This window comes from Streptomyces lydicus (assembly GCF_004125265.1).
In the GTDB taxonomy this organism is placed as follows: Bacteria; Actinomycetota; Actinomycetes; order Streptomycetales; family Streptomycetaceae; genus Streptomyces; species Streptomyces lydicus_C.
The window spans coordinates 1,404,194-1,425,929 of the sequence record NZ_RDTE01000003.1 but is presented as its reverse complement, the minus strand read 5'-3'; the positions used below and the strand labels follow the sequence as shown (position 1 = coordinate 1,425,929).

21 protein-coding genes are annotated in these 21,736 nt (G+C 69.6%); 6 read left to right on the top strand and 15 right to left on the bottom strand.

The features are described from left to right. The first annotated feature begins 22 nt into the window (after positions 1 to 22). A complete protein-coding gene (locus D9V36_RS08735; RefSeq protein ID WP_129293251.1) occupies positions 23 to 370 on the top strand; it encodes a hypothetical protein in 348 nt (115 codons plus the stop codon). 121 nt (positions 371 to 491) lie between these two features. On the opposite strand, the gene D9V36_RS08730 is transcribed toward D9V36_RS08735, so the two are convergent. After that, entirely contained in the window at positions 492 to 1,067 is a 576-nt protein-coding gene (locus D9V36_RS08730) for a TetR/AcrR family transcriptional regulator (protein ID WP_129293250.1), read from the bottom strand. An 83-nt stretch (positions 1,068 to 1,150) separates the two neighbouring features. Here D9V36_RS08730 and D9V36_RS08725 point away from each other — a divergent pair, with 83 nt between their 5' ends. After that, positions 1,151 to 2,071 (top strand): NADP-dependent oxidoreductase, encoded by a 921-nt coding sequence (locus tag D9V36_RS08725; protein ID WP_129293249.1) that lies wholly within the window; start codon positions 1,151 to 1,153, stop codon positions 2,069 to 2,071. 207 nt (positions 2,072 to 2,278) lie between these two features. Here the strand turns inward: D9V36_RS08725 and D9V36_RS08720 are convergent, their stop codons facing one another. After that, positions 2,279 to 3,037, bottom strand: coding sequence for an enoyl-CoA hydratase (locus tag D9V36_RS08720; RefSeq protein WP_129293248.1), 759 nt, complete (start codon positions 3,035 to 3,037; stop codon positions 2,279 to 2,281). Positions 3,038 to 3,192: 155 nt separating this feature from the next. Between D9V36_RS08720 and D9V36_RS08715 the strand changes: the two genes are divergently transcribed. Beyond that, positions 3,193 to 3,606: a DUF664 domain-containing protein gene (locus D9V36_RS08715; protein ID WP_347239698.1), complete on the top strand. Its 414-nt coding sequence runs from the start codon at positions 3,193 to 3,195 to the stop codon at positions 3,604 to 3,606. Positions 3,607 to 3,758: 152 nt separating this feature from the next. Here the strand turns inward: D9V36_RS08715 and D9V36_RS40825 are convergent, their stop codons facing one another. From D9V36_RS40825 to D9V36_RS08705, 3 genes are all read right to left on the bottom strand, one after another. Further along, positions 3,759 to 3,935, bottom strand: a complete 177-nt coding sequence (locus D9V36_RS40825; protein ID WP_164992911.1) for a hypothetical protein — start codon at positions 3,933 to 3,935, stop codon at positions 3,759 to 3,761. Between the two features lie 213 nt (positions 3,936 to 4,148). After that, a complete protein-coding gene (locus D9V36_RS08710) occupies positions 4,149 to 4,985 on the bottom strand; it encodes a DUF4037 domain-containing protein (protein ID WP_129293247.1) in 837 nt (278 codons plus the stop codon). A gap of 40 nt (positions 4,986 to 5,025) precedes the next feature. Further along, positions 5,026 to 5,529: an NUDIX domain-containing protein gene (locus tag D9V36_RS08705; protein ID WP_431357747.1), complete on the bottom strand. Its 504-nt coding sequence runs from the start codon at positions 5,527 to 5,529 to the stop codon at positions 5,026 to 5,028. Positions 5,530 to 5,742: 213 nt separating this feature from the next. Between D9V36_RS08705 and D9V36_RS08700 the strand changes: the two genes are divergently transcribed. Further along, positions 5,743 to 6,891 carry a glycerate kinase gene (locus tag D9V36_RS08700; RefSeq protein ID WP_129298275.1) on the top strand — a complete coding sequence of 383 codons (1,149 nt, stop codon included), beginning with the start codon at positions 5,743 to 5,745 and terminating at the stop codon, positions 6,889 to 6,891. 131 nt (positions 6,892 to 7,022) lie between these two features. On the opposite strand, the gene pssA is transcribed toward D9V36_RS08700, so the two are convergent. From pssA to D9V36_RS08655, 9 genes are all read right to left on the bottom strand, one after another. After that, on the bottom strand, positions 7,023 to 7,883 hold the full coding sequence (gene pssA / locus D9V36_RS08695; protein WP_206739626.1) for a CDP-diacylglycerol--serine O-phosphatidyltransferase: 861 nt from the start codon (positions 7,881 to 7,883) through the stop codon (positions 7,023 to 7,025). Then, positions 7,870 to 8,517, bottom strand: coding sequence for a phosphatidylserine decarboxylase (locus D9V36_RS08690; protein WP_093491318.1), 648 nt, complete (start codon positions 8,515 to 8,517; stop codon positions 7,870 to 7,872). The genes pssA and D9V36_RS08690 overlap by 14 nt, the downstream gene beginning before the upstream one ends. A gap of 170 nt (positions 8,518 to 8,687) precedes the next feature. Continuing rightward, entirely contained in the window at positions 8,688 to 9,893 is a 1,206-nt protein-coding gene (locus D9V36_RS08685; RefSeq protein WP_129293245.1) for an acyl-CoA dehydrogenase family protein, read from the bottom strand. 2 nt (positions 9,894 to 9,895) lie between these two features. Further along, the gene (locus D9V36_RS08680; protein ID WP_129293244.1) at positions 9,896 to 10,420 is read right to left on the bottom strand and encodes a MaoC family dehydratase; all 525 of its coding nucleotides are present in this window, start codon (positions 10,418 to 10,420) and stop codon (positions 9,896 to 9,898) included. A gap of 5 nt (positions 10,421 to 10,425) precedes the next feature. Next, positions 10,426 to 11,400, bottom strand: coding sequence for an HpcH/HpaI aldolase/citrate lyase family protein (locus D9V36_RS08675; RefSeq protein WP_129293243.1), 975 nt, complete (start codon positions 11,398 to 11,400; stop codon positions 10,426 to 10,428). Next, complete coding sequence (locus D9V36_RS08670) at positions 11,397 to 13,409, bottom strand: protein meaA (RefSeq protein WP_129293242.1); 2,013 nt, start codon at positions 13,407 to 13,409, stop codon at positions 11,397 to 11,399. The genes D9V36_RS08675 and D9V36_RS08670 overlap by 4 nt, the downstream gene beginning before the upstream one ends. A gap of 38 nt (positions 13,410 to 13,447) precedes the next feature. Beyond that, positions 13,448 to 14,785 carry a crotonyl-CoA carboxylase/reductase gene (gene ccrA, locus D9V36_RS08665; protein WP_129293241.1) on the bottom strand — a complete coding sequence of 446 codons (1,338 nt, stop codon included), beginning with the start codon at positions 14,783 to 14,785 and terminating at the stop codon, positions 13,448 to 13,450. Between the two features lie 518 nt (positions 14,786 to 15,303). After that, positions 15,304 to 16,107 (bottom strand): TetR family transcriptional regulator, encoded by an 804-nt coding sequence (locus tag D9V36_RS08660; RefSeq protein ID WP_206739625.1) that lies wholly within the window; start codon positions 16,105 to 16,107, stop codon positions 15,304 to 15,306. Positions 16,108 to 16,243: 136 nt separating this feature from the next. Next, positions 16,244 to 18,091, bottom strand: a complete 1,848-nt coding sequence (locus D9V36_RS08655) for a 3-hydroxyacyl-CoA dehydrogenase family protein (RefSeq protein WP_129293239.1) — start codon at positions 18,089 to 18,091, stop codon at positions 16,244 to 16,246. 385 nt (positions 18,092 to 18,476) lie between these two features. Between D9V36_RS08655 and D9V36_RS08650 the strand changes: the two genes are divergently transcribed. Next, the gene (locus tag D9V36_RS08650; RefSeq protein ID WP_241720758.1) at positions 18,477 to 19,208 is read left to right on the top strand and encodes a HEAT repeat domain-containing protein; all 732 of its coding nucleotides are present in this window, start codon (positions 18,477 to 18,479) and stop codon (positions 19,206 to 19,208) included. A gap of 441 nt (positions 19,209 to 19,649) precedes the next feature. On the opposite strand, the gene D9V36_RS08645 is transcribed toward D9V36_RS08650, so the two are convergent. After that, on the bottom strand, positions 19,650 to 20,156 hold the full coding sequence (locus D9V36_RS08645) for a MarR family winged helix-turn-helix transcriptional regulator (protein ID WP_129298273.1): 507 nt from the start codon (positions 20,154 to 20,156) through the stop codon (positions 19,650 to 19,652). A 120-nt stretch (positions 20,157 to 20,276) separates the two neighbouring features. On the opposite strand from D9V36_RS08645, the gene D9V36_RS08640 reads away from it, so the two are divergent. Then, positions 20,277 to 21,575 carry an amidohydrolase family protein gene (locus tag D9V36_RS08640; RefSeq protein ID WP_129293238.1) on the top strand — a complete coding sequence of 433 codons (1,299 nt, stop codon included), beginning with the start codon at positions 20,277 to 20,279 and terminating at the stop codon, positions 21,573 to 21,575. The last annotated feature ends 161 nt before the right edge of the window (positions 21,576 to 21,736 follow it).

Here is a 21,736-nt window from a genome sequence, read left to right as displayed (position 1 = left end):
GGCGGTTTCGCTCTTTGGCTCGATGCTGGATCTGGACATGTTCGTCCGTGAGGGCGAGGTGGCGCGGGAAATGCCGCTGCCCCTCGGTCAGCGCCTGTGGTACCTCGTGCCGGTGACCGTCATCTGGATCGTCGGCGCCCTGCTGCGCTACCGGTGCAGGCGCGCAGGCGTCCAGCTCGCTGTGTGGTCACTGATACGCCGCCGCCGGTGGCCCCGGAGAGTGCTGGCCCAAGCAGCCTGGGCCATGCTGTGCGCGCTGCTGATCGCCCAAATGCCCTGGGAGGAAAGGGTGTTGACGCAGATTGAGTTCTGGGCAGGGCTCGCGCCGACGTTCGCGACGATCTGGTTCGACCGGAAGAAGACCCGGTGAGGAGCGGCCCGATCCCGAAGGGAGAGGAGAGTTCCGGGCAACTGGCTCCTGTGCCGGACGGCCAGGATGCGCCGAGTGGTTCGTCACCCCCTGGTCGTCACCGTAGTCCGACCGGCGGTTGTCATAGCTGGCGCACGGCTCCGGTCGCGCGTACTTCGGCGAGCGCTTGCCGTGCCAGCGGGCCGAAGCCCTCGCTGTTGTCGGTGCCGATCCACTGGTCGTAGGCGATCTCCCAGACGAGCGCGCCCAGTTTCGCGGCCACGCGCGCGGTCAGGCTCGGGGTTCCGCGGCGCTTGAGGGCCTCGATCATCGAGGCGGTGAGGTCGATCCTTTTCAGGGCTTCGCGTTCACGCAGTTCCGTATGGGCGTTCAGCACGGCCTGGCGCCGGGCGCTGAACTCACGGCGGTCGACGGTGAAGAACGTCCGGCCGAGCGCATCGAGAGCGTCCGCCACCGCGTCGAGCGGCCCAGCCGCCGGCGGCGCCGAGGCGATCCCTTCGACGAGCAGACCGGTCACCGTGCCCTTGTCGAAGAGCACCTCGCGCTTGTCCGGGAAGTGCCGGAAGAACGTGCTCTTGGTGAGCCCCGCGCGCTCCGCGATCTCGATCACGGTCGTGTTCTCGTAGCCGTGCTCCTCGAAGAGGTCGAGGGCGGCGGCGGCGAGTCGTCCTGGTGCGTCGGGTTGCCAGCGAGCCATGGGGGCAGTGTACGGGACTTCGTCCCATCACTGGTGTACGGTCCATGAGACCAAGTCCCATCACTGGCCAGGAGAGGTCACCGATGAGTAAAGCTGTCCGTTACCGGCGATTCGGCGGTCCCGAAGTACTCGAACTGCAGGAGATACCCGAGCCGCACGCCGCACCGGACGAGGTGCGCGTCCGGGTCACGGCCGCCGGGCTGAATCCGATGGATTGGCAAATCACCACACAGCCCGACATGGCGGCGCGGTTCGGCATCACCTTGCCGGCCGGGTTCGGCAGCGACTTCGCCGGAGTGGTGGACGAGGTGGGTGCCGAAGCCACGGGATTCGTGACCGGCGACCGGGTGTACGGGGCCGCCATCGGCCGGTCCGTCGCCGATTTCGTGCTGGTCAAGAAACCCACGGAAACGCTGTGGCCCACCCCGGAGGGCATCGGTGACGAGGTGGCGGCCACGCTTCCGGTGTCCGGTCTGACGGCCTCCGCCGCGCTCGCCGCGATCGGGCTCCACGCCGGGGACACCGTCCTGATCGGTGGGGCGGCGGGTGGCGTGGGCATCTTCGCCGTGCAGCTGGCGAAGCTGGCGGGTGCCCGGGTGCTCGGTACCGCCTCCGAGGGCACGTTCGGATTCCTGCGCGGGCTCGGCGTCGAACCCGTGGCGTACGGCCCTGGCCTGGCGGACCGGGTGCGGGCCCTGGCGCCCGAGGGGATCACCGCCGCAACCGACCTGTTCGGAAGGGAGGCGGCCGAGACCGCGCTCAAGCTCGGCGTGGCACCCGAGCGGATCTCCGTCGTGGCCGACGGCCCCGCCCCGCCGCCCGGTGTGCGCAAGATGGGCGCACTCGACGCGGGACCGGGCGCCCTGGAACAGATCGCCGAGGCGATCCATTCCGGCAAGATCACGGTTCCGATCGCGGCGACCTTCCCGGTCGAGCGGATTCGCGAGGCTGTGATGACGCAGGCCGAGAGGCATGTGCACGGCAAAATCGTGATCGCGCTGTGAACCGGCACAGGGCGGACTCGGCGTCCAGGATGAACAGTCAAGCTGGATTCGCAGTTCAGCCCGCAAACTTACGAGGTCGTGTGTGGCGGGGGGACAGGTGGTGGGTGGTGGCGCGTCGATGCCGTGATCGGTGACCGTGACCCACTACAAGAGACGAGGTCACAACCGAAAAGCTGAAACCCCGTCACGGCAATCACCGTTGTGGTACTAGCGCTTGAGGAATTCCTCCATGTAGCGGCCGAATTCCTCGCTGCCCACGGATGACGCCTGCGCCCACGACTCGAAGTCGAGCGACGTGGAGAAGTCGGACGTCGCGGCGATCCGCACCGACCGCTTGATGTCGGCATTGAGACTCTTGCTGCGCTGCGCGTACCGAGCGGCCAACTCCGCGGCCTTGGCCTCGGGGTCCTCGGCCAGCAGATTGGCCAGGCCCCGCTGCACGGCGTCCTCGGCCTTGATGATGTCGCCCGACAGCAGGGCCGCGGTGGCATGGGCGGGACCCATGCGTTCGGTCAGCAGGAAGGAACAACCGCCCCCGGGATGCAGGCCGATGTCGGCAAACGTCGGTCCGAAAGCGGCGCGCGGACCGGCGATGACGAGATCGCAGGCGAGGGCGATGTTGAGCCCGGCGCCCACGGCCGCGCCCTGGACGGCGGCGATCGTGGGGATGGTGAGTTCACGGAGGCCGAGGAATGAGGCGTAGACCGATTTCAGATGCGCGCGGAGTTCGTGCACCGGCCTGGTGATGTCACCGAACATGCTCTCCAGGTTCGCTCCGGCGCAGAAGGCCGGGCCGGCTCCGGCGACGATCAGGGCGCGAGCGTCCGCGTCGGCCGCGACGGTGGCGATGGCGGCCGCGAGTTCACCGAGGAGGTCGAGGTCGAGGGCGTTGCGGCGTTCGGGCGCGTTGAGGCGGATGGTACGGAGCGGGCCGTCACTTTCGAGCAGGACGAGGTCTGAGTTCATGGGGCTCAGCCTAAAACGGTGCCCTAAGGTCCTCGTCATGGTGCACAGAACCGAGCCCACGGCAGAACCTCCGGTGACGCTTCACCAGCCCGTACGAGCTTCTGACCGGCTACCTCGACTTCTACCGGGACGCCGTGCTGCGGAAGTTGCGGGGAATGTCCGACGAAGAGCTGAGAAACAGCCGTCTGCCCACCGGCTGGACACCGCTGGGCCTGCTCAAGCACCTGGCCTGTGTGGAACTGCGCTGGCTGCAATGGGGGTTCAGCGGTGAGGATGTCGAAAATCCCTGGGGCGAATTCCACGAGAGGCCCGGACCGTGGCATGTGGACTCCGGGGAATCCTTCGAGGACGTCAAGGAATTCTTCCAGGAACAGTGCGCCCGGTCCCGTGCCATTGTCGCCGAGGCACGGCTTGAGGACCGGGCAGCCACCCTCGGCGGACGCGTTCCGGCCGAGGAGGACCGGCCCACCCTGATCTGGATCCTCTTCCATCTGCTGCAGGAGTACGCACGACACGCAGGGCACCTCGACGTTGCACGGGAATTGGCGGACGGAGCCGTCGGCGAATAGGCCGGCCAAAGCCCCTGACCTTGCCCCTGCCACTGCCCCTGCCTCTGCGAATTCCGGACCGGCCGGAAGCGCCCCCGCCCGATCCGCAGTTCGCAGCCCAGCCCAGCCCAGCCCAGCCCAGGCCAGCCCAGACCAGCTCAAGTCAGTTGCGGTCAGCCCATGTTGGCCAGGGTGAGGTCGGCGACCACGCACAGGCCGCCGGCCTGAGCCGCCAGCACACCGGCGGATACCGCCAGAGCCACGCCGGTCCCCAACCGGCGTCGTGCCACGACGTACGCAAGGAAGGTGACGGCCAGAAGGAGAACACAGAGCATCACTGCGAGGGTCATGCTGCTCCCAGGGGTCGGGGCCGGCGAGAAGCCGGCGCGAGAAGGTCTACCCGGTCCATGCCACACCTCCGGGTCGCGTGCCGCTCTCGAAGAGGCAGCGCAACGGCCTCCGGTTGCCGCGGCACGCCCACGCCCACGCCCACGCCCACGCCCACGCCCACACCCGTGCCCGTGTCCGCTGATCCGTCACTGCCCGGCCGCGCACGGATGCGCCTACGGCCCTCGGTCCCCGGCAACGCCGCCCACGCCGACCACGCCCCGCACCTCGTCCACCAGCTCCTCCGCCGCTTCCAGCGAGCGCTTCCACTCCGTTCCCCCGTGCCCGATGCCGCCGAGCAGGGCGGTGGCCCGGGCACCGAAGCCGGGCGGTGTCTCCGGCATCGCCGAGGCCGCCGCGAGCGCGCCCTTCTCATTGAGACACCAGCGGCGGTGATGGGCGTGCAGCGCCTGGACGAGGTGGCCGACGGCACGGGACAGACACAGGGCCGCATACAGCACGTCCCGGGCCGCGGACGACTTGGCCGCCATCGCCACCGAGAACCCCGCGTCCCAGACCCCGTCACGGGTCAGGGCCTTGCGCAGGGCCTCGGGATAGGTCCGGGTCTCCTGCCGGAGGCGGTCCAACTCCCCGTCGGTATCGGCGAGCACCCGGCCCAGCGCCACCTCGCCCGGGTAGGCGGGGGACCAGAAACCGAGGGGGTGACCGGCCTGGACCCCGATCTCGAAGCGGCCCTCGCGGCACTCCTCCCACACCCGCCGCACCCGGTCGACATCCCGCAGGATCCAGTCCACCTGCCTGCCGTCGGGCAGCACCAGCCAGGCCCCGCCGTTGACCCATGCGCCCCAGGCCCCCGGTCCGTACACCTCGACGGGGCCGCCGGTCACCTCTGCGGCCAGCGCCTCCAGGGCCGCGAGATCCGGCGCGCCCCGGTAGTAGACGCCCAGATCCCAGTCGGAGTCCGCCCGGTGGGTGCCCCGTGCCCGGCTTCCCCCGAGCATCACCCCGACAACTCCCGGCACCTGCGCGACCTTCGAGGCAATCTCATCCATCCCGTCACGCTAGAGGAGACACCACAGCCGCTGCCCGTCTTTATCCCGGCGTACCGTCAGCCCCGGCAGGCAGCACGCCGTCCTCCAGTTCCGCCGGCCCGCCGCCGTCCGTGAGGGCCTTCAGGGCGGCGCCGAGGCGCAGGGCCATCCCGCGGTTGACCAGGGTCTGGGCCTCGTCCCAGTGGACCATGCGCCAGGACAGCAGCTCGTCCTCCTGGACACGGATCGCGGACAGCTGCGCGGCGTCCAGCACTCCGCCGTCGTAGAGGTAGAACACCAGCGGCGGCCGGTCCGTGCCGCGCACCCAGTCGACGGCGAGCAGCGGGCCCGGCTTGACGTCCAGGCCGATCTCCTCGGCGGTCTCACGGCGGGCGGCCTGCCGGGGCGACTCACCGTGGTCCGACTCGACGGTGCCGCCCGGCAGGATCCAGGTGTCGCGGTAGTTGGGCTCCACGAGCAGAATGCGGCCCTCCGCGTCGCGGAAGAGGACGCCCGCGCCCGCGAGCACGCGGGGCAGGCCGGCGAGGTAGGTGGCGTAGTCCATGGTGGTCACGGCGCGAGCCTAGACGGAACGGGTCCGGTGCCGGGCCGCTCCCGGAGATCTTCGCGGCGCACCCCGGGGGCGCTCGGCAGCACCGCGGACCGAAGTGCCCTGTTCGCCGGACCCCTCGCCGGATAAGGTCACAGCGGCGCGACTGCCCGTACGAAAGCAAGGGGAAACACGGTGGCGGACGCAGCAAGGACATCGTCGGCACGGGTGCTGATCGCCGCGGACAAATTCAAGGGCTCGCTCACTGCCGTCGAGGTCGCCGAGCATGTCACGGCCGGTCTGCGGCGGGTGGTTCCCGGCCTGGACGTGGCGGCCGTGCCGGTCGCGGACGGCGGCGACGGGACGGTCGCGGCGGCGCTCGCGGCCGGCTTCACCCGCCACGAGGCACGGGTCACCGGCCCGACCGGTGCGCCGGTGACGGCCACCTTCGCGCTGCGCGTGGGGGCATCCCCAGCGGTAGCCGGAGGAGGCACCGCGGTGCTGGAAATGGCGGAGGCATCCGGGCTCCAGCACCTCCCGGCGGGTGTCTTCGCACCCCTGACGGCGACCACATACGGCACCGGCGAGCTGCTGCGCGCGGCGCTCGACGCGGGCGCGACCTCGATCGTCTTCGGCGTCGGCGGCAGCGCCACGACCGACGGCGGCGCCGGCATGCTCGCGGCGCTGGGCGCCCGGTTCCTGGACGCGGACGGCGAGCCGGTCGCCCCCGGCGGCGGCCCGCTGCGCGACCTGGCCACGGCCGACCTGTCGGGGCTGGACCCCCGGCTGGCGAAGACCGACATCGTGCTGGCCGGCGATGTCGACAACCCGCTCACGGGCCCCAAGGGCGCCCCGGCGGTCTACGGCCCGCAGAAGGGCGCGAGCGAACAGGACGTGGCCACCCTGGACGCCGCGCTGGCGCACTATGCCGAGGTGCTGGGGCGTGCGGTGGGACCGAAGGCCGCGGAAGCCGCCCTGGCACCCGGCGCGGGCGCCGCGGGCGGGATCGGCTACGGCGCGCTGGTCGGCCTGGACGCGGTGTTCCGGCCCGGCATCGACGTGATGCTCGACGTCCTGGGCTTCGCCCCGGCGCTGGCGAAGGCCACTTTCGTCATCACCGGTGAGGGCTCGCTCGACACCCAGACGCTGCACGGCAAGGCGCCGGCCGGGGTCGCCGCCGCGGCCCGTGCGGCCGGCCTGGACGTGGTCGCGGTCTGCGGCCGGCTCCAGCTGCCGCAGGAAGCGCTCGGCGCGGCCGGCATCCGGCGGGCCTACGCCCTGACGGATCTGGAGCCCGACCCGGCCCGCTGTATGGCCGAGGCGGGCCCGCTGCTGGAGCGGGCGGCGGAGCAGCTGGCGCGGGACTTCCTGGTCTGAGGCACGGTGCGGCCCGCCGCGGGCCGCACCACCGCACCACCACAGCACCACGGGCCACAACGCCGCGGGCCCCGGGCGAAAGAATTCGCTCGGGGCCCGCGGCGTTGTCCGCTTGGTGCGTCCGGGTGGTGCTAGGGGAGCTGTGCGGCGCGGGACTCGGCCCGCGACTCACGGCGGTTGTCGCGGAAGGTGTTCACCCTCCGGGCCGTCGCGAACAGCGGGATCATCGCGCCCAGGACCACCTGCAGGGCGCAGCCGGTCTGCAGCAGCAGCTGACCGCCGGGAGCGTCCAGCGCCCAGGCCGTGAGCATGCCCATGCTGAGCACGATCCAGCTGAGCATCGCCACCGCGAGCCGCCCCCGCGGCTTGGGGTACTCGACCCGGCTCACCATCAGCCAGGCCACCCCGAAGATCGCCAGCAGCGTCGGCACGAACGGCAGCTCCAGGAGCACGATGGCGACGACGGTCAGGGCCCCGAACGGGCCGGGCATGCCCTGGAACATTCCGTCCCGCATCGGCACGCAGGAGAACCGCGCAAGCCGGAGCACCACCGCCAGCAGCACCACGACGGCCGCGACCACGGACACCCGCTGGTTCGCGTCCTGGGCGACCATGCCCCAGGTCACGACGAAGTACGCGGGCGCCAGGCCGAAGCTGATCAGGTCGGAGAGGTTGTCGAGCTCGGCCCCCATCGCCGAGGCCCGCAGCTTGCGCGCCACCATTCCGTCGAAGAGGTCGAAGACCGACGCCAGCAGCATCAGGATCACGGCCATCGCCGCGCTGTGCCGGGCCATCCCGCCGTCATCCGTGCCCGTCAGATGCGGGATCAGCACGCCGGTGGTGGTGAAGTACACGGCCATGAAGCCACAGATGGCGTTGCCGAGGGTGAGGGTGTCCGCTATCGACAGCCGCGTGGACAGCGGCATGTCGTCCTCGTCCTCGTCGGCCTCGGGCACCCAGCCCGCCTGTGTTTCCGGATCAATCACGGTCAAGACGAGTCACCCCCGCGGTGGTCGCCTGGCCGACCTCGACCGCCACCTCGACGCCCTCCGGGAGGTAGACGTCGACGCGCGAGCCGAAGCGGATCAGCCCGATCCGCTCACCCTGTTCGACCTTGGTGCCCTGGGGCACGTAAGGAACGATGCGGCGGGCCACCGCGCCGGCGATCTGCACCATCTCGATGTCGCCGAGCTCGGTGTCGAAGTGCCAGACGACCCGCTCGTTGTTCTCGCTCTCCTTGTTGAACGCCGGGACGAACCCGCCGGGGATGTGCTCCACGGACGTCACCGTGCCGGCCAGCGGCGCACGGTTGACGTGGACGTTCAGCGGGCTCATGAAGATCGCGACGCGGGTGCGCCCGTCCTTCCACGGCATGATGCTCTGCACCACGCCGTCAGCCGGAGAGATGACACGGCCCTGAGCGATCTCCCGCTCGGGGTCGCGGAAAAACCACAGCATGCCCGCCGCCAGTGCGGTGGTGGGCACGGCAACGGCGGCCCAGCGACCCGACCGGCGGGACCGGGCGAGGCTGACCGCTGCCGTGGCAACGGTCGGCAGGAGCCACGGCGACGCTCCGCGCGCGAGGCGGACGCTACCGCGTTGTGCAGAGGATTGGCTGTGGGGCATGGATGACCTTCGTAGCGGAGGATGCCGCGTATGGATACGGGGGACGGCGGCTTTCCGGGGATGCTATCGGTTACGAGCGGCAACTGGCCAAGAGCCAGAGCCAATCCGTGGCCGAAGAACGATGACGGGGTGTGATCTTCGTCTAGGACGAAGCAGCCCAAATGGGATGTTCACCCCTGGATCCGGTACTCCTCCAGTAGCCGTCGCCCAATGATCATTTTCTGGATCTCGGCGGTTCCTTCGCCGATCAGGAGCATCGGAGCCTCGCGGTAGAGCCGCTCGATCTCGTACTCCTTGGAGAAGCCGTAACCGCCGTGGATGCGGAAAGCGTCTTCCACTACCTCCTTGCAGTACTCGGAGGCCAGGTACTTCGCCATGCCCGCTTCGAGGTCGTTTCGCTGGCCCGAGTCCTTTTTGCGAGCGGCATTCACCATCATCGCATGCGCCGCTTCGACCTTTGTCGCCATTTCCGCCAGTTTGAACTGGATGGCCTGGTGCTGCGCGATCGGCTTGCCGAAGGTGTGCCGCTGCTGGGCGTACGAAACGCCCAGCTCGAAGGCACGCTGGGCGACACCGCAGCCACGGGCGGCCACATTGACCCGGCCGACCTCGACGCCGTCCATCATGTGATAGAAGCCACGTCCGGTCTCGCCGCCGAGCACCCGATCGGCCGGGATCCGCAGCCCGTCCATGATCAGCTCGGTGGTGTCGACGCCCTTGTAACCCATCTTGTCGATCTTGCCCGGAATGGTCAGACCGGGGCGCACCTCACCGAAGCCGGCCTCCTTCTCCACGAGGAAGGTCGTCATCGACTTGTGCGGGGCGGTGCCCTCCGGGTGTCCCTCGTCCGTCCGGCACAGCACCGCGACGAGCGTGGACGAACCACCGTTGGTGAGCCACATCTTCTGCCCGTTGAGGACGTATTCGTCGCCCTCCCGCACGCCCTTGGACGAAATCGCCGAGACGTCCGAGCCCAGCGCCGGCTCCGACATCGAGAAGGCGCCACGGATTTCACCGGCCGCCATCTTCGGCAGGAAGTAGTCCTTCTGCTCCTGCGTGCCGTGCTGCTTGAGCATGTACGCCACGATGAAGTGGGTGTTGATGATGCCCGAGACGCTCATCCAGCCGCGGGCGATCTCCTCGACGGTCAGCGCGTAGGTGAGCAGGGACTCGCCCAGGCCGCCGTACTCCTCGGGAATCATCAGGCCGAACACGCCGAGTTCCTTGAGGCCCTCGACGATCTGCGACGGGTACTCGTCGCGGTGCTCCAGCTCGGTGGCGACCGGAATGATCTCCTTGTCCACGAAGCCGCGGACGGTGGAGAGGATTTCCCGCTGGATGTCGGTCAGGCCCTCGGTCTGCGCGAGACGGGTCATGGCTACTTCTCCTTCTTGGCCGTCGGGGCCTGCAGCTCCGGGCGGCCGGGCTGCTCGCCGCCGCGCTCCTTGATGTAGGTGGCCGTGGGGACCATGACCTTGCGCCGGAAGACGCAGACCAGGGTGCCGTCCTGCTTGTAGCCCTTGGTCTCGACGTACACGATGCCGCGGTCGGACTTGGACTTCGACGGGGTCTTGTCGAGCACCGTCGTCTCGCCGTAGAGCGTGTCGCCGTGGAAGGTCGGCGCCACGTGCTTCAGCGACTCGATCTCCAGGTTGGCGATGGCCTTTCCGGAGACGTCGGGCACCGACATGCCCAGCAGCAGTGAGTAGATGTAGTTGCCGACGACGACGTTCTTGCCGAAGTCGGTGGTCTGCTCCGCGTAGTTGCTGTCCATGTGCAGCGGGTGGTGGTTCATCGTGAGCAGACAGAAGAGGTGGTCGTCGTATTCGGTGACGGTTTTCCCGGGCCAGTGCTTGTACACATCGCCGACGGTGAACTCTTCATAGGTACGGCCGAACTGCATGGTGCTTATGCCTCCGGGGCCTCGAACGTGGATGTGCGGGTCATGCCGGCGGCCCGGCCCTTGCCGGCGACGACCAGGGCCATCTTCCGGCTCGCCTCGTCGATCATCTCGTCGCCGAGCATCGCGGAACCCTTGGCGCCGCCCGCCTCCGAGGTGTGCCACTCGTAGGCGTCCAGGATCAGCTCGGCGTGGTCGTAGTCCTCCTGGGAGGGGGAGAACACCTCGTTGGCGGCCTCGACCTGACCGGGGTGCAGCACCCACTTGCCGTCGAAGCCGAGGGCGGCGGCGCGGCCGGCGACCTCGCGATAACCGTCAACATTCTTGATCTGAAGGTACGGGCCGTCGATCGCCTGCAGATCGTAGGTACGGGCCGCCATCAGAATGCGCATCAGAATGTAGTGATAGGCATCCGCCCCATAGCCGGGCGGCTGCTCGCCGACCACCAGGGACTTCATGTTGATGGACGCCATGAAGTCGGCCGGGCCGAAGATGATGGTCTCCAGGCGCGGTGAGGCACCGGCGATCGCATCGACGTTCACCAGGCCCTTGGCGTTCTCGATCTGCGCCTCGATGCCGATCCGGCCGACCTCGAAGCCCATGGTCTTCTCGATCTGCGTCAGCAGCAGGTCCAGCGCCACGACCTGCTGGGCGTCCTGGACCTTCGGCAGCATGATGCAGTCGAGGTTCTGCCCCGCGCCCTCGACGACCGTGATGACGTCCCGGTACGTCCAGTGCGTCGTCCAGTCGTTGACCCGTACGACCCGGGTCTTGCCCGTCCAGTCGCCCTGGTTCAGCGCCTCGACGATGTGGTGGCGGGCGCCTTCCTTGGCGAGCGGCGCGCAGGCGTCCTCCAGGTCCAGGAAGACCTGGTCGGCCGGGAGGCCCTGGGCCTTCTCCAGGAAGCGCGGGTTGCTGCCGGGGACCGCGAGACAGGAGCGGCGCGGGCGCAGCCGGGAGGCCGGCGGTGCGGCCTGGGTCATGCGGGAACCTCCAGGGGGTCGAGCTGGTTCGCTTTCCGGATCTCGTCGACGATACGGCCGATGATCTCCGTAATACCGAAGTCCTTGGGGGTGAACACGGCCGCCACTCCGGCTTCCCGGAGCGCCGCTGCATCGGCGGAGGGGATGATGCCGCCGACGATGACCGGCATGTCGTCGACGCCCGTGCGCCGCAGCCGGGCCAGGACGTCCGGGACCAGCTCGGCGTGCGAGCCGGACAGGATCGACAGGCCCACGCAGTGCACGTCCTCGGCGACCGCGGCCGAGACGATCTGCTCCGGGGTCAGCCGGATGCCCTGGTAGATCACCTCGAAGCCGGCGTCACGGGCCCGTACGGCGATCTGCTCGGCGCCGTTGCTGTGTCCGTCCAGGCCGGGCTTGCCGACCAGCAGCCGCAGCTTTCCGCTGCCGAGTTCGGCGGCGGTCCTGTCGACCTTCTCGCGGACCGCCGCCAGCGGGCTGCCCTCCTCGGCGGCGACCGCCAGGGGAGCGCTGGAGACGCCCGTGGGAGCCCGGAACTCGCCGAAGACGTCCCGCAGGGCCCAGGCCCACTCGCCGGTCGTCACCCCGGCGCGGGCGCACTCCAGGGTGGCCGCGAAGAGGTTGCCGTCACCGGCCGCGGTCTTCTTCAGCACCGACAGCGCGTCCTGCGCCCGTACCTCGTCGCGGTTGTCCCGCCACTCGTGCAGGGCCTGGACGACGCGTGCCTCGTTGGCCGGGTCGACGGTCATGATGGCGGTGTCGAGGTCCGCGGTGAGCGGGTTGGGCTCGGTGCCCTCGTAGCAGTTGACGCCGACGATCTTCTCCTCGCCGGCCTCGATCCGGGCCCGCCGCTCGGCGTGCGCGGAGACCAGCTGCGACTTGAGGTAGCCGGACTCCACGGCGGCCATCGCGCCGCCCATCTCCTGAATCCGCTCGATCTCCGCCAAGCAGTCCTCGACCAGGGCGTCCACCTTGGCCTCGATGACGTGCGAGCCGGCGAAGATGTCCTCGTATTCGAGGAGGTCGCTCTCGTGGGCGAGGACCTGCTGGATGCGCAGCGACCACTGCTGGTCCCAGGGGCGCGGCAGACCCAGCGCCTCGTTCCAGGCCGGGAGCTGGACGGCGCGGGCGCGGGCGTCCTTGGAGAGCGTGACGGCCAGCATCTCCAGGACGATCCGCTGGACGTTGTTCTCCGGCTGCGCCTCGGTCAGGCCGAGCGAGTTGACCTGGACGCCGTAGCGGAACCGGCGCTGCTTCTCGTTCTCGATGCCGTAGCGCTCACGGGTGATCTTGTCCCAGATGCGGCCGAAGGCGCGCATCTTGCACATCTCCTCGACGAAGCGGACACCGGCGTTCACGAAGAACGAGATACGGGCCACGACATCACCGAACTTCTCCGGCGGCACCTGCCCGGAGTCCCGCACCGCGTCCAGCACCGCGATCGCGGTGGACATCGCGTACGCGATCTCCTGGACCGGCGTGGCGCCCGCCTCCTGCAGGTGGTAGCTGCAGATGTTGATCGGGTTCCACTTGGGGATGTGCGCCACCGTGTACGTGATCATGTCGGTGGTCAGCCGGAGCGAGGGTCCCGGCGGGAAGACGTGCGTCCCGCGCGAGAGGTACTCCTTGACGATGTCGTTCTGCGTCGTCCCCGACAGCTTGGAGATGTCGGCGCCCTGCTCCTCGGCGACCACCTCGTACAGCGCCAGCAGCCACATGGCCGTCGCGTTGATGGTCATCGAGGTGTTCATCTGGTCCAGGGGTATGTCCTGGAACAGCCGTCGCATGTCGCCGAGGTGGGACACCGGGACCCCGACCCGGCCGACCTCGCCGCGGGCGAGGATGTGGTCGGGGTCGTAACCGGTCTGCGTCGGGAGGTCGAACGCGACCGACAGACCCGTCTGGCCCTTGGCGAGATTACGCCGGTACAGCTCGTTGGACGCCTCGGCGGTGGAGTGGCCGGCGTAGGTCCGCATCAGCCACGGACGATCCTTCTGACGCTCAGTCATATCAGGCCCGAATCTTCCTGGTCCGGAGTCCGCGTTGCTCAGACGTTCCGGAAGCGGTTGATGGCGTCGAGGTGCTTGGCGCGCATTTCCTCGTCGCGCACGCCCATGCCCTCCTCGGGGGCCAGTGCCAGCACGCCGACCTTGCCCTGGTGGAGGTTGCGGTGCACGTCGTACGCCGCCTGTCCGGTCTCCTCGAGGCTGTACGTCTTCGACAGCGTCGGGTGGATCTTGCCCTTGGCGATCAGACGGTTGGCCTCCCACGCCTCGCGGTAGTTGGCGAAGTGCGAGCCGACGATCCGCTTCAGCGACATCCACAGGTAGCGGTTGTCGTACTGGTGGTTGTAGCCCGAGGTGGAGGCGCAGGTGACGATGGTGCCGCCCTTGCGGGTGACGTAGACGGACGCGCCGAAGGTCTCCCGGCCGGGGTGCTCGAAGACGATGTCCACGTCCTCGCCGCCGGTCAGCTCGCGGATGCGCTTGCCGAAGCGCTTCCACTCCTTGGGGTCCTGGTTGTGGTCGTCCTTCCAGAACTTGTAGCCCTCGGCGTTGCGGTCGATGATTGCCTCGGCGCCCATCTGCCGGCAGATCTCCGCCTTCTGGTCGGAGGAGACCACACAGATCGGGTTGGCGCCGCCGGCCAGCGCGAACTGGGTGGCGTACGAGCCGAGTCCGCCGCTGGCGCCCCAGATCAGGACGTTGTCGCCCTGCTTCATCGCCGCGCCGTTCTGCGAGACGAGCTGGCGGTAGGCGGTCGAGTTGACCAGACCGGGCGACGCCGCCTCCTCCCAGCTCAGGTGCTGGGGCTTGGGCATCAGCTGGTTGGACTTGACCAGCGCGATCTCGGCCAGGCCGCCGAAGTTGGTCTCGAAGCCCCAGATCCGCTGCTCGGGGTCGAGCATGGTGTCGTTGTGGCCGTCGGAGGACTCCAGCTCGACGGACAGGCAGTGCGCGACGACCTCGTCGCCGGGGCCCCAGGCGTTGACGCCGGGCCCGGTGCGCAGGACCACGCCCGCGAGGTCGGAGCCGATGACGTGGTACGGCAGGTCGTGCCGCTTGGTGAGCGGGGAGAGCTTGCCGTAGCGCTCCAGGAACCCGAACGTCGACACCGGCTCGAAGATCGAGGTCCACACGGAGTTGTAGTTCACGGAGGAGGCCATGACGGCCACCAGTGCCTCGCCCGGGCCCAGCTCGGGCACCGGCACCTCATCGACGTGCAGCGACTTGCGGGGGTCCTTCTCCTTGCTCTCCAGGCCGGCGAACATCTCGGCCTCGTCCTTGTGCACGGTCACCGCGCGGTAGGACTCGGGGATGGTCAGGCCGGCGAAGTCGGCGCTGGTGGTGTCAGGCGCGAGGATTGCGTCCAGGATTTCGTTCACGGGGGTGCCTCCGGCGAAGCGCGTGGGGAAACGGCTTGAGGGAACGTCGGGGTGGTGCGGGAGGTGGTGCCGTCGGTTCGGCCGGGGTGGCGCCGTTGCCGTCGCCTCTGCGGGGGTCGCAGAGCCGTCGGCCGCGGTGCCTGGCAGCGCTTGGTGAGCGCGGTGCCCAGCGGCAGCTGGGGAGTGCCTGTGACGCAGGCATCCGGGCGGACAGCCACATAGGGCTGGTGGGACAGCCGGCGTGCGTGGGTTCGCAGCACGCCGGCCGCCCGGACACCCTCAACGTATGACACCGCGTGCCAGTCGACAAGACACTGAGTGCCAAGAATTTCTCTCAGATGTCATCCGGACGGCACGCATGAGCAAAAGAGGCCCGCTGGGGGGCCTCTGGGTGACGCAAAGAAATGCGATGTGTGCGCAGAGTGCGCAGGGTCGGCGTTACGCCATCCGTGTCGCGGCCCGGTCGGTCCAAGGGCACCGGGCCGCGTTCCCGTCCGGTTCCGGCCGGAAGGCCGTTATTACTTGTGTTCCTTGATCGCCTTGCGGATGGTGCGCATGACCTCGTCCAGCGGCGCGTCCGTGCGGGCCACCGCGACCAGCACCTCGCCTTCGCGCGAGACGGCCGCCGGGGGCTTCTCCCCGCTGCCGGTGCGGCCCGCGCCGATGCCGGCGCCGAAGGTCTCCCGGACGATCGCGAAGGCGTGGTCGAGCTGGGCCTCGACATCGCCCTGGGCGTCGGCCCGCAGCCAGCGCCGCAGGACGTGGTTGTGCGCGGTGACCACGGCGGACGCGGCGACCTCGGCGAGCAGTGGATCGTCGTCGCCCTCGCGGTGGGCGCCCTCGTCGAAGTGGCCCAGCAGATAGCGGGTGAACAGCCGCTCGTAGCGGGCCACCGAAGCGATCTCGGCCTCCCGCAGGGTGGGGACCTCGCGGGTCAGGCGGTAGCGGGCCACCGACACGGCCGGGGAAGCCGCGTACATCCGCATGACCTCCTTGATGCCGCGGCAGACCGTGTCCAGGGGGTTCTCGTGCGGCGGTGCGGCGTCCAGGACGGCCTCCGCGCGGACGAGGGTGTCGTCGTGGTCGGGGAAGATCGCCTCTTCCTTGGAGCGGAAGTGGCGGAAGAAGGTACGCCGGGCGACGCCCGCGGCGGCCGCGATCTCGTCGACCGTCGTCGCCTCGTAGCCCTTGGTCGCGAACAGCTCCATCGCCGCCGATGACAATTCACGGCGCATTTTGAGCCGTTGCGCGGCCGCCCGGCGGGTACCGGGAGTGGCGTTGTCAGGGGCGTCGGAGGGATGCGTACGAGCGGGCTGGGACATGTGGGGACGGTACTGCATATTTACGCGACCTGCGGCATGAGGTACAGCCTGTGCCCCCGTGAGCGGGGGTGGACCGCCGTCCGGTTCCAGCAGTCCACCCCACCCTCCCCCGGCCTGGCCGGGGTGCCGCCACGCGTCAGCGCCGGGCGTACTCACGGAAGCCGCGGCCGGTCTTGCGGCCGAGGCAGCCCGCGGCGACGAGGTGCTCCAGCAGCGGCGACGGGGCCAGGCCCGGGTCGCGGAACTCCGCGTGCAGCACCTTCTCGATGGCCAGGGACACGTCCAGGCCGACCACATCGAGGAGTTCGAACGGGCCCATCGGGTACCCGCCGCCCAGCTTCATGGCGGCGTCGATGTCGTCCAGCGTCGCGTAGTGCTCCTCGACCATCTTGATCGCGTTGTTCAGGTACGGGAACAGCAGCGCGTTCACGATGAACCCGGCCCGGTCGCCGCAGTCCACGGGGTGCTTGCGGACCTTGGCGCAGACCGCCCGCACGGTGGCGTGGACGTCGTCGGCCGTCAGGACCGTACGGACCACCTCGACCAGCTTCATGGCGGGAGCCGGGTTGAAGAAGTGCATCCCGATGACGTCCTCGGGGCGCGAGGTGGCGCGGGCGCAGGCCACGACCGGCAGCGAGGAGGTGGTGGTGGCCAGGACGGCGCCCGGCTTGCAGACCTTGTCCAAGGTCTTGAACAGCTCCTGCTTGACCGCCAGGTCCTCGGCCACCGCCTCGACCGCGAGGTCCACGTCCGCGAACGCGTCCAGCGAACCGGCCGGGGTGATCGCGGCCAGCGAGGTGTCCCGGGCCTCGGCGCTCATCCGGCCCTTGTCCACGGAGCGGCCCAGCGACTTGGCGATCCGGGCCTTGGCCTTCTCGGCCTTCTCCAGGCTGCGGGCGGCCAGCACGACCTTGTAGCCCGCCTTGGCGAAGACCTCGGCGATACCGCTGGCCATCGTCCCGGAACCGGCCACGCCGACACTGTCGACGGTCCGCCCGCCGGCGAGCTCGTCGGCGGCCGACGGGCTCTCCGCGTCCGGCACGACCGTGGCTCCCCCAGCTACCGCTGGGAGGTGCCCCCAGCCCGGCGCTTCGTACGTGTAGAAGCCGCGGCCCGCCTTGCGGCCGGTCAGCCCCGCCTCGGCCAGCTGGCCCAGGATCGGCGCGGGGGCGTGCAGCCGGTCCTGGGACTCGGCGTACATCGCCTCCAGGACCGTGCGCGCGGTGTCCACGCCGATCAGGTCGAGCAGCGCCAGCGGGCCCATGGGCAGGCCGCAGCCCAGCCGCATCGCGGCGTCGATGTCCTCGCGGGTGGCGTACTTGGACTCGTACATCGCCGCGGCCTGGTTCAGGTAGCCGAACAGCAGGCCGTCCGCGACGAAACCGGGGCGGTCACCCACCGCGATCGGGTCCTTGCCCAGGGTGTGCGCCAGCTCCGTGACGGCCGCGACCGCGGCCGGCGCGGTGAGCACGGAGGAGACCACCTCGACCAGCTTCATGGCCGGTGCGGGGTTGAAGAAGTGCACACCGAGCACTCGCTCGGGGCGCTGCGAATCGGCGGCGAGCCGGGTCACGGACAGGGCGTTGGTGCCGGTGGCCAGGATGGTGTCCGGGCGGACCACGGCATCGAGCCCGGCGAAGACCTGCCGCTTGAGCTCGTAGTCCTCGGGCACGACCTCGATGACGAGATCGGCGTCCGCGGCGGCCTGCAGATCGGTGAAGGTACGGAACCGGGCCAGGACGTCCTGCCGCTCCCGCTCCGTGATCCGCTCGCGCTGCACGGCGCGGGCGGTGGCGGCTTCGAGGGCGGTGACGGCGTGCCGGGCCGCGGCCTCGTCGGTGTCGATGCCGATGACCTCGCGGCCGGCCCGGGTCAGCACCTCGGCGATACCGGTACCCATGGTGCCCAGGCCGACGACGGCGACGGTGGAAAGGGGCAGGGGGGAGGCTTCAGTTGAGAGATCAGGGGTGGACTGAGGGCCCATCGCGAGACTCCTGAGGGTGTTCCCCTGACGACAGGGGAGAAGTGACGACTGAGGGGTATCCGCGCGATGCGAACCTGCACTGCGCAGCGGCAGAACGGCGGCGGTGAGCCGCGGGAGCCGCAGCGCTGCGAGAGCACCGGCGGTGCGGGAGGTACGGCGGGCCCTGTCCCGGGGCCGTGCCGTGTTCTCCGTACTGAGGTCGTGCTGTGCCGAACCGACTTCACTCTGTGGCGGCTGCGTCACCAGGCCGCCCGAGCAGTGGTGCTGCTCGTTCCAGCAGGTTAACCGGTGAGTAACCAGAGCGCCAGGGGTAGCGAGGGTCATTAGGCTGTGGTGCAGACCACGTCGCGGGAACCGGGGTCGCCCGGCGGGAGGGGATCGGCAAATGGAAGAGGAATTCCACGAGTTGACGGACCGGGTGCGGGCCGAGCTCCGCTCCCCGCAGGATCTGGTCGCCTACGAACGGCTGCTGGGGCTGGCCCGCAAGAACACCCCGGCCGGGCGGGAGGAACTGGCCCGGATGCTGGTCGCCGTCGAACGCCCGCTGTGGGCCAGGGAGATCGCCGCCTTCATCCTGGGCTGCGCCGGCGACAAGCGGGCCTTCGAGACGCTGGTGCTGCTGCTGAATTACCGCGACCCGGTGCGCTGCGCCACCGCCGCACACGCCCTGGCCCGCCTCGGCGACCCCCGTACCGCCCGCGCCGCCGCCGCACTCGCCACCAACCCGCTGCGCACCGCCTACGCCCTGCACCCGGTCCGGCTGCTCGCCGAACTCCGCGCACCACAGTCCGTACCCGCGCTGATCGCGACCCTGGAGCGGCTGCTCACCCCGCACAACCCCTACTGGCGGGTGGCGCTCGCCTGCGTCGAGGGCCTGGGCGCCCTGGGCGACCGCCGCGCGGTCCCCGCCCTCACCACAGCCGTCACCCACCCCCGACTGGCAGCCGCGGCGGCCGCCTCACTGGCGCGGCTGGGCGTACACGAGGACGCCCCGGCACCGGCCGGACGCGGGGTGGGGGAGGGTGGCGCGGGGGGCGGTGTGCCGGGCCAGGGGTCGGGGGAGCGGAGCGAGGGGCCCGCCGGCGGTTCCGCTCCGGACGTCCGCGGGCGCCGGTAGCGCGGCTCGGGGCCGGCGTCGAAGACGAGGCCGGCAGGCTTTACTCAGAAACCAGCGGCCCCCGTCGGGATTCCGGCGGGGGGCTTTGCCCGGCCGGCGGAGGCTCGGGGGGTGGATACAGAAGCACTCTTCGCGTCCGGCCCCCCGGTCAGTGTCACCGCCGACGGGGCACCACCGGCCGGGCCGAATCCACCTGTCCCGCCCGAGACTTCCTGACCTAGGCACGCCAACGACACCTCGGTTCGGACTCAATCGCCGTCGCCCGCTCTCTGACGCTGGATGAGGTCGGCCATGGCGGCCGGGCGACCCACGTAGGGCGAGTGGCTGGTGTCCCACATTTCCGTGCGAGAGCAACGCCATACCGCTTTTTACCCGGCCGGCGTCACGTACTGAGTACGGTGCGGTCGACGCCAGACCTCGTCGACTTGGCTTGCCGCCCGATCACCGCCGGTGGTCGGGCACACGATCCTCGGTGGATGCGGGACCGGTTGCTGCGGCATCCGACGCACTGTCGGCCGGATTCTCCTCGAGGTTGGCGACAAGCCTTCTCAGCAGGTCCACAAGGAGATCGATTTCTTCGGCGCTGAAGCCCCGCAACGCCTGATCGTTGGTCTCGAACAACGCCGAGTGCACCTGTGTGAGCTTTGCCAGTCCGGTCTCGGTCAGCGAGATCAGGCTGACCCGTCGATCATGCTGGGCGGGCGTGCGCCGGATGAGGCCGTCGCGGTCCATCCGGGCGAGCAGCTGGGCCATGGACGGTTGCTCGATCCGGGCCAGTCCCGCCAATTCCTTCTGGGAGAGCGCGTCGGCCTTGCTCAGCGCCGCCAGCACGGGCATCTGCGCGAAAGTCAACCCCAGCGGCCGCAGTCGCCGGTCGTTGATCCGGGACAACGCACGCGAGGCGATGTTGATCAAAGCGGCGGGCGCGGAATCGAACCTGGAGTGCATCACACGTCAAGTATATAGGCTCCTATTGACCGACTACATAGGTACCTATACAGTCCCGCTGTATAGGTACCTATGTAGTCCAGAGGCTATGCGGTTGGCCCGTCAAATAAGGAGACATTCGTGATCATTCGCAACGTGACCGTCATCGACGGGCAGGAGGCCGCCCCGATCGTCGATGCCGAAGTGGTGGTGACCGACGGACGGTTCAGCGCCATCCGGCCGGCGGCCGACGCGCGGGCAGCGACCGGCGGCACTCCCGTGCTCGACGGGCGGGGTGGCTACCTGGTGCCGGGCCTGTGGGAGAGTCATACTCATCTGGGTGGGCACGCCCAGTCCAAGCCCGAAGGCGAGCGGGTGAAGTACGTCTCCCAGCTACTCACCGACTTCCTGAGCGCCGGGGTGACCAACGTCGTCGACCTCGGCGGTCCACTGGAGATGGAGCTCGCCGCCCGCGACTACCGCGACAAGGCCACCGACGCCGCTGCCGGGTTGTTCTTCGCCGGGCCGGTGTTCACCGGTGTGCAGGGCTGGCCGGTCCTGGACGATCCGGCACGTGCCCCCATCGCCTACCAGACCGACAATGCCGATGTCGCCTATCGCCAAGCACTGGAGCTGGCCGATCAGGTCGACTTCATCAAGTGCATCTACGACGGCGAGCCCGGCGCTCCGGACAAGCTGCCCCTCGACGCCCTCAAGGCCATTGCCGAGGCCGCCCACGAGAAGGGCAAGAAGGTGCTCGTGCATGTCCACGAACGCATTGATCTGGAGGAGGCGGTGGCGTCCGGCGCGGACGGCATCGAACACGCTTTCCGGCCGGAGGACCCCGGTAGTACCGCAGAGGCCCGCGACGTCGCCGCACTACTGGCGGAGACGAGCACCTATTACTGCCCCACCCTGGTCACCTGGGAGCAGGTCGCGCACAACGGCGAGGCCGGCTATATGCAGCAGTTGGTCGATGATGGTTTCGCCACGCACGACGACATCCCGCAGATCACCAGCCGCCCGATCTACGGGCGCCCGTTCCCCCGGCATTCCGCGCAGGACTCCCGCATCCGTTTCGACTATGCGATGCGCACGCTGGCGCTGATGCACGACGCGGGAGTGAAGATCGCCGCGGGCAGCGATGTGGCCATGTTGATGCCCTCGCCCCCCGTCGCCCTGCTGCGAGAACTGCATTTGCTGGCAGAGGCGGGGCTGCCGCTGCCCGCGGTCCTGGCCGCCGGTACTCGGCATTCGGCTGAGAAGATCGGTCAGCAGGCGACGACACCGGGGACGATCACCGTCGGATCCATTGCCGACGCGCTGTTGCTCGATGCCGACCCCTACGTGGACATCGCGCACCTGGTCGACCGTTCCCATCACATCGGGACATTGCCGGCCGGGCGGTCAAGCTGGGATGAGGGTCACCCCCGAGCCTGACACGGCCGATTCCAGGTTCAGATGCTCCTTCTGGATCCGGCAGAGCAGCCCCGGTGCCAGAAGGGAACGCCTGTTCCCTTGCGGGCGAGTGGCCCTGGATTTGGGTGCGCCGCCGTGGGGTGGTTGGCTTGGCGGCGCACCGCAGGACCGGCAGGCGAGTA